The 6,219-nt window shown below is 38.3% G+C and carries 6 protein-coding genes; 5 read left to right on the top strand and 1 reads right to left on the bottom strand.

What is annotated here, in order from left to right; genetic code table 11:
• From PHT93_RS14920 to PHT93_RS14900, 5 genes are all read left to right on the top strand, one after another.
• On the top strand, positions 1-1,245 hold a 1,245-nt coding region (locus PHT93_RS14920), incomplete at its 5' end, for an FtsK/SpoIIIE domain-containing protein (protein WP_300244530.1).
• Positions 1,242-1,874: a LolA-like putative outer membrane lipoprotein chaperone gene (locus tag PHT93_RS14915; RefSeq protein WP_300244528.1), complete on the top strand. Its 633-nt coding sequence runs from the start codon at positions 1,242-1,244 to the stop codon at positions 1,872-1,874. The genes PHT93_RS14920 and PHT93_RS14915, both read left to right, overlap by 4 nt.
• Positions 1,875-1,897: 23 nt before the next feature.
• A complete protein-coding gene (gene trxB, locus PHT93_RS14910; RefSeq protein ID WP_300244525.1) occupies positions 1,898-2,839 on the top strand; it encodes a thioredoxin-disulfide reductase in 942 nt (313 codons plus the stop codon).
• A 5-nt stretch (positions 2,840-2,844) separates the two neighbouring features.
• Complete coding sequence (locus PHT93_RS14905; RefSeq protein WP_300244523.1) at positions 2,845-3,609, top strand: glycerophosphodiester phosphodiesterase family protein; 765 nt, start codon at positions 2,845-2,847, stop codon at positions 3,607-3,609.
• Positions 3,610-3,622: 13 nt separating this feature from the next.
• The gene (locus PHT93_RS14900; RefSeq protein WP_300244520.1) at positions 3,623-5,098 is read left to right on the top strand and encodes a family 10 glycosylhydrolase; all 1,476 of its coding nucleotides are present in this window, start codon (positions 3,623-3,625) and stop codon (positions 5,096-5,098) included.
• A gap of 740 nt (positions 5,099-5,838) precedes the next feature.
• On the opposite strand, the gene PHT93_RS14895 is transcribed toward PHT93_RS14900, so the two are convergent.
• Positions 5,839-6,219: hypothetical protein (locus tag PHT93_RS14895; RefSeq protein WP_300244518.1), on the bottom strand; the 381-nt coding region annotated here is incomplete at its 5' end.

The raw sequence follows: 6,219 nt of genomic DNA, 5'->3' as shown, positions 1-6,219 counted from the left end.
GCTTTAGGTATCCGTATCATTGCTCCAATGCCGGGTAAAGGAACTATCGGTATTGAAGTGCCCAATAAAGATCCTCAGATAGTATCGATGCAATCGGTTATCGGATCACGTAAATTTCAGGAAAGCAAATTTGACCTCCCGGTTGCATTAGGTAAAACGATTACCAACGAGATATTTATGTTCGACCTTTGCAAGATGCCTCACTTATTGGTGGCTGGAGCTACAGGACAAGGTAAATCTGTCGGTCTGAATGCAATCATCACCTCATTATTGTATAAAAAACATCCGTCTGAGCTGAAGTTTGTACTTGTTGACCCCAAAATGGTGGAATTCAGTATCTATTCTTCTATAGAAAAGCATTATCTGGCGATGCTGCCGGATGCAGATAAACCTATTATTACAGACTTTACGAAAGTGATTCAGACGTTGAATTCACTTTGTAAAGAAATGGACGATCGTTACGATCTGTTGATGAAAGCGCATACCCGCAATATTAAAGAATATAATGATAAATTTATCAATCGCCGACTGAATCCGTTGAAAGGGCATAAGTTTATGCCTTATATTGTTGTGATTATTGATGAGTTTGGTGATTTGATTATGACAGCAGGAAAAGAGATAGAGCTTCCTATAGCTCGTATTGCTCAAAAAGCCCGTGCGGTAGGTATTCATATGATAATAGCGACGCAACGCCCGTCAACAAATATTATCACGGGTACTATTAAGGCGAACTTTCCCGCTCGTGTAGCGTTCCGGGTGTCATCAATGATTGACTCGCGTACGATTCTCGACTCTCCGGGTGCAAATCAATTAATTGGTCGTGGAGACTTGTTGTTCTCTCAGGGAAATGATATGACACGTGTTCAATGTGCCTTTGTAGATACGCCTGAAGTAGAGCAGATCTCTAATTTTATCGGAAACCAGGTAGGATATCCTACAGCTTTTGCATTGCCTGAATATGTTGGAGAAGGTGACGGTGATAAAGCCCCCGGTTCAGTAGATTTGTCGGATCGTGATCTGTTGTTTGATGAAGCTGCTCGTCTGATTGTAATTCAGCAACAAGGATCTACGTCTTTGATACAACGTAAGTTCGCTATCGGATATAATCGTGCGGGACGATTGATGGATCAATTAGAAGCCGCTGGTATTGTGGGGCCATTCGAAGGTAGCAAAGCCCGACAGGTTCTTTTACAGGATGAGTATAGTTTAGAACAGCTTTTAAATTCGTTAAAAGATAGACAATGAAGAAAATAATATATGTATTGTTGTTTTGTCTTTCGGTAAATGTTTCCGCACAGAATGCGACAACAATTTTAGACAAAGCAGCAAAAGCATACGAGGATGCAAATGGTATAAAAGCAGAATTTACGATGCGTATCCGGTCGGATAAACAACAAATGACAGAAAGTTTTGAAGGTGAAATTCAGATAAAAGGAAATAAGTTTACCTTTAAAACGCCAGATGTGTTGACCTGGTTTGATGGAAAAACGCAATGGACGTATATGCTCCGTACTGAGGAGGTTAATGTAAGCGATCCCGAAGCGGAAGAATTACAGTTGATGAATCCCGCATTATTATTACGAAACTATAAGAAGGGATTTAAAGTAGAATATAAAGGTGAAAGTACATCATCAAACGGGAAATCTGCATATGATATAACTCTTATTCCTCGTAAAAAGAGCAATGTAACACAAATAGATCTGCAGATTGAAAAACTGTCTAATCTTCCGGCAGGAATTACCGTTTTATCAAAAGATGGAATGGAAAGTGTTATTCGGATTATGAATATCAAGACGGGATTGAACCAACCGGATAGTTATTTTGTTTTCAATGCGTCTGACTTTCCCGATGCGGAGGTAATTGATCTTAGATAAAACAAAATATAAAATATATAGATATGACAACAGAAAAAGTAAGATGCCTTATTATTGGTTCAGGTCCTGCTGGATATACAGCTGCAATTTATGCCTCACGTGCTAATTTGTCTCCGGTACTTTACGAAGGAATTCAACCTGGAGGTCAGTTAACTACGACTACTGAAGTGGAAAACTTCCCAGGTTATCCTCAAGGAATTACGGGACCGGAAATGATGGAAGACCTGAAAAAGCAAGCAGAACGTTTCGGAGCTGATTTACGTATTGGAATAGCAACAAAAACCGATTTATCAAAATCTCCTTATAAGGTAACGATCGATGATGAAAAAGTGATCGAGACAGACGCTTTGATTATCGCAACGGGTGCAACCGCCAAATATCTTGGATTAGAAGATGAAAAGAAATATGCGGGTATGGGTGTTTCTGCTTGTGCAACCTGTGACGGATTCTTTTATAGAAAGAAAAATGTAGCCGTAGTTGGAGGTGGTGATACCGCTTGTGAAGAAGCTCTTTACCTATCCGGATTAGCTAAACAGGTTTATTTAATTGTCCGTAAACCTTTCCTTAGAGCGTCAAAAGTAATGCAGGAACGAGTGTTAAGCGCTTCTAACATAACAGTTCTTTTCGAACATAACACATTGGGCTTATTTGGCGAAAACGGAGTTGAAGGAGTTCACTTAATCAAGAGAAAAGGAGAAACGGATGAAGAAAAAGTAGATATTGCCGTGGATGGTTTCTTCCTTGCTATTGGTCATACCCCTAATTCTGAAATATTCAAACCTTGGATAGAAACCGATGAAGTTGGTTATATCAAAGTCCAACCGGGTACACCTAAAACTAACCTCGAAGGTGTTTTTGCTGCAGGAGATGTAGCCGACCCTCATTATCGTCAGGCAATCACAGCTGCCGGAACAGGATGTATGGCAGCTATTGAAGCAGAACGTTATTTAATGAATAAAAAATGAAAAACATGAACAACCTGAAAACACTAATCTTGTTATTCTGCCTGATAACTGCCTTTTCAGTCAGTGCGCAGAATAAAACGCAGATAATAGCTCACCGTGGCTATTGGAATACGGAATATTCCTCACAGAACTCTCTGAAATCATTAGAGAAAGCGCATGACATAAAAGTTTATGGTTCTGAATTTGATGTACACATGACTGCTGACGGGGTGTTGGTAATCTTTCATGACGACAGAATAGATGGACGACGTGTTCAGGATTTGAACTATGCAGATCTTAAAAAAGTTAGATTGTTGAATGGAGAGAAACTTCCTACTTTAGAAGCTTATTTAAAGAAAGGTAAAAAGATGGATGGTTTGAAATTAATTTTCGAACTAAAATCACATGCTACACCCGAGAAGAATAGAGAAGCAGCCCGGAAATCTGTCGAGATGGTTGAAAAAATGGGGTTAAGTGATAGAACGGAATATATTACGTTTAATTTAGATGCAGCTAAAGAGTTTGTTCGTATATCTCCACAAACTCCGGTTTATTACCTGAATGGTGAATTATCGCCTGTTCAATTAAAAGAACTCGGATTTGCCGGTTTAGATTATCATATTAACGTAATGAAGAAAAACCCTCAGTGGTTTAAAGAAGCAAAGTCTTTAGGTCTTAAAATAAACATCTGGACTGTGAATGATCCGGCGGTTATAAAAGAATTTATGGACTTAGGTGCTGATTTTATTACAACAGATACTCCAGTGGAGGCACTAAAAGTTGTAAAATAAGATAGACTCTGTAATGAAGAGGACGATAGTTTTATTTCTGTGTTTTGTATTTTCATTCAATTTATTTGCTGAAGCTCCCAAAACGGAGATAAGAGCAGTTTGGTTAACAACAATATATGGATTGGATTGGCCAAAGCGACCGGCAAAAACAAAAATGGAATATGAACTTCAGCAAGAAGAACTACGCACGCTCTTAGATCGTTTACAGGGAGCAAATATCAATATGATTTTATTACAGGTCAGATTGCGGGGTGATGTTATCTATCGCTCCGCAATCGAACCTGCTTCTAAGGTTTTTTCCGGACAATACGGTGTAATGCCCGGATACGATCCATTAACTTTTGCTATTGAAGAATGTCATAAAAGAGGTATGGAATGTCATGCCTGGTTCGTAACGTTTCCTGTTGGTTCAGAAAAGACAGTCAGAGAGCAGGGAAGACTTTCGGTAGTAAAACGACATCCTGAATTATGCAAACGGCATAATGGTGAATGGTTTTTAGATCCGGGATTACCGGAAGCCAGAACTTATTTACGTTCTCTTGTAAAAGAATTAGTTGCAAATTACGATATAGACGGCGTTCATTTCGATTACATCCGTTATCCGGAGAAAGCGAATCGTTTTCCCGATAAATCCCTACATAGAAAATATGGTAAAAACAAAACACTGGCAGATTGGAGACGTGAGAATATTTCTCTTTTTGTATCAAGTGTTTATGATGATATAAAAGCCTTGAAACCTTGGGTTCAGGTCAGCTCATCTCCCTTAGGTAAATTCAGTCGTATCCCTAAATCGCCCAATGCCGGTTGGACAGCGTATGAAAGTGTTTTTCAGGATGTCAGAAGATGGCTTAAGGAAGGGAAACACGATATGATTGTTCCAATGATGTATTATTTGTATGACGATTTTTTCCCATTTATAGATAACTGGGTTGAAAATGCGAACGGACGTTTTATTGTGCCCGGATTAGGAGCATACAGAATAGATAAAGCAGAAGGAAATTGGGAAGTCAGCCATATAACAGATCAGATAGATTATGCTCGAAGTTTCGGTGTAAGTGGAGCTGCCTTTTTTAGAGCTAAAAATCTAATTGGCGGAAACAAAGGCCTTTATGATGAATTAAAGAATAATTACTACAATTATCCGGCTATGCTTCCTCCTTTAACGTGGCTAAATAATGAACAACCAACTGCGCCGGAAGAAATACGTGTTGAAAAAATTGGCAACGAATTAAAGCTTTCGTGGGACAGCCCAAAAGAGGATGAAAAAACCGCATTTTATACAGTCTATTACTCTCCATCTGACAGCATAGATACGACTTCTGCCAAATCTATTTTAGCTACCGGATTACGAGACACCGTTTTGTTTCTTCCTCTTCAGGGAACAGCGGAACAAGAATTTAGTTTTTCCGTCTCATCATCAACAAGATACCGAATAGAAAGTATCCCTTCCTGTGAAACTTACTATTATTATTCCAAATACTCTAAATAAAATATTTTTTCAGCATACATTAATCGGTTTTAGGCAAAATTCAGACCTCTACGTTTTTTTACAAATTTTATCTAAATAAATATTATTATTCACACTCTCTGAAAAATTGATTCAAGTGGATATTTAAGTTCTTTTTTATACATTATAAGGGGCAAAACGAATAGTACAGAAACGTAATTACCTATAATGCCCTGTAAAACAAAGGAGTGTTGTTGATGTGAGCCTCGAACGGCCTGCAATTTTATGTCGATTTGTTTGAATTGACGTTTAATCGCAGGTTTGTTTTTGATGGATATAATGGTCGTTTTTTTAATTTGATGCGAATTGCGGGCTTAAAAACGGGCAAATTTGAGGCAGCTGTTTGACAGCTTCCTCCGGGCGGCGGTAAAACGACTGATTCAGGATAAAGAGTGTTACGTTTTTCTGTACTGGTGGTTTGTAACAAAAAATGTAACACTCTTTGTAACACTTTTTTTTTGTGACATTTTTGTGTACCAGTGGTTTTTGTTGGGGTTTTGTTTGGAGTGTGTTTGAATGGCCGGTAATTTTAAGGGATAATTCAAATATATGATGTATGTTTAAACGACTAAAGGAATATATAAAAGCCATAAGGGCAGAGCGTTTGCGCCGCAAGATGGTTATGAGGCTTCTTTCTAATCCTAATTATACAGATCATTGGAATATAGTATCTGATACTTATTCTATCATTCACTATATAAAGACTGGAAAAATGGATTGATTTAATCGAACCTTCGACTTCTCTTGACCTTTGTTGTGAAAGATATGGTAACAGGGGTGTTTTCGTTATCAACATGTGGAAGCACAACAGGTATGCTAAATGCTATTTTTGTGTTGGATATATTCTCGTTGTTTGAAGTTTTACCGCCAGCTAATCCTACAGCCCCTAATGCAACACCAATCCCCCCTTTGTTTTCCGAACTGGATGATTCGGAAAGCGCTATTTCAAAATCAATAGTTTGAATGTTATACCTTGTGTTTTTCATAATGGCGTAGTCTCTTTCTTTGCTCTTTATTTCTCTTGGATTGATAGCGCAATCTGTCTCCTGTAGCTCTTCTTGAGCTTCGCTGATACCTGTGGCGATTTGTATCAGGGTTTCTTT

The organism is Massilibacteroides sp., assembly GCF_028705895.1.
Lineage (GTDB): Bacteria > Bacteroidota > Bacteroidia > Bacteroidales > Tannerellaceae > Massilibacteroides.
The sequence above is the reverse complement of the archived record's forward strand: the minus strand, read 5'-3'. Positions and strand labels throughout refer to the sequence as shown.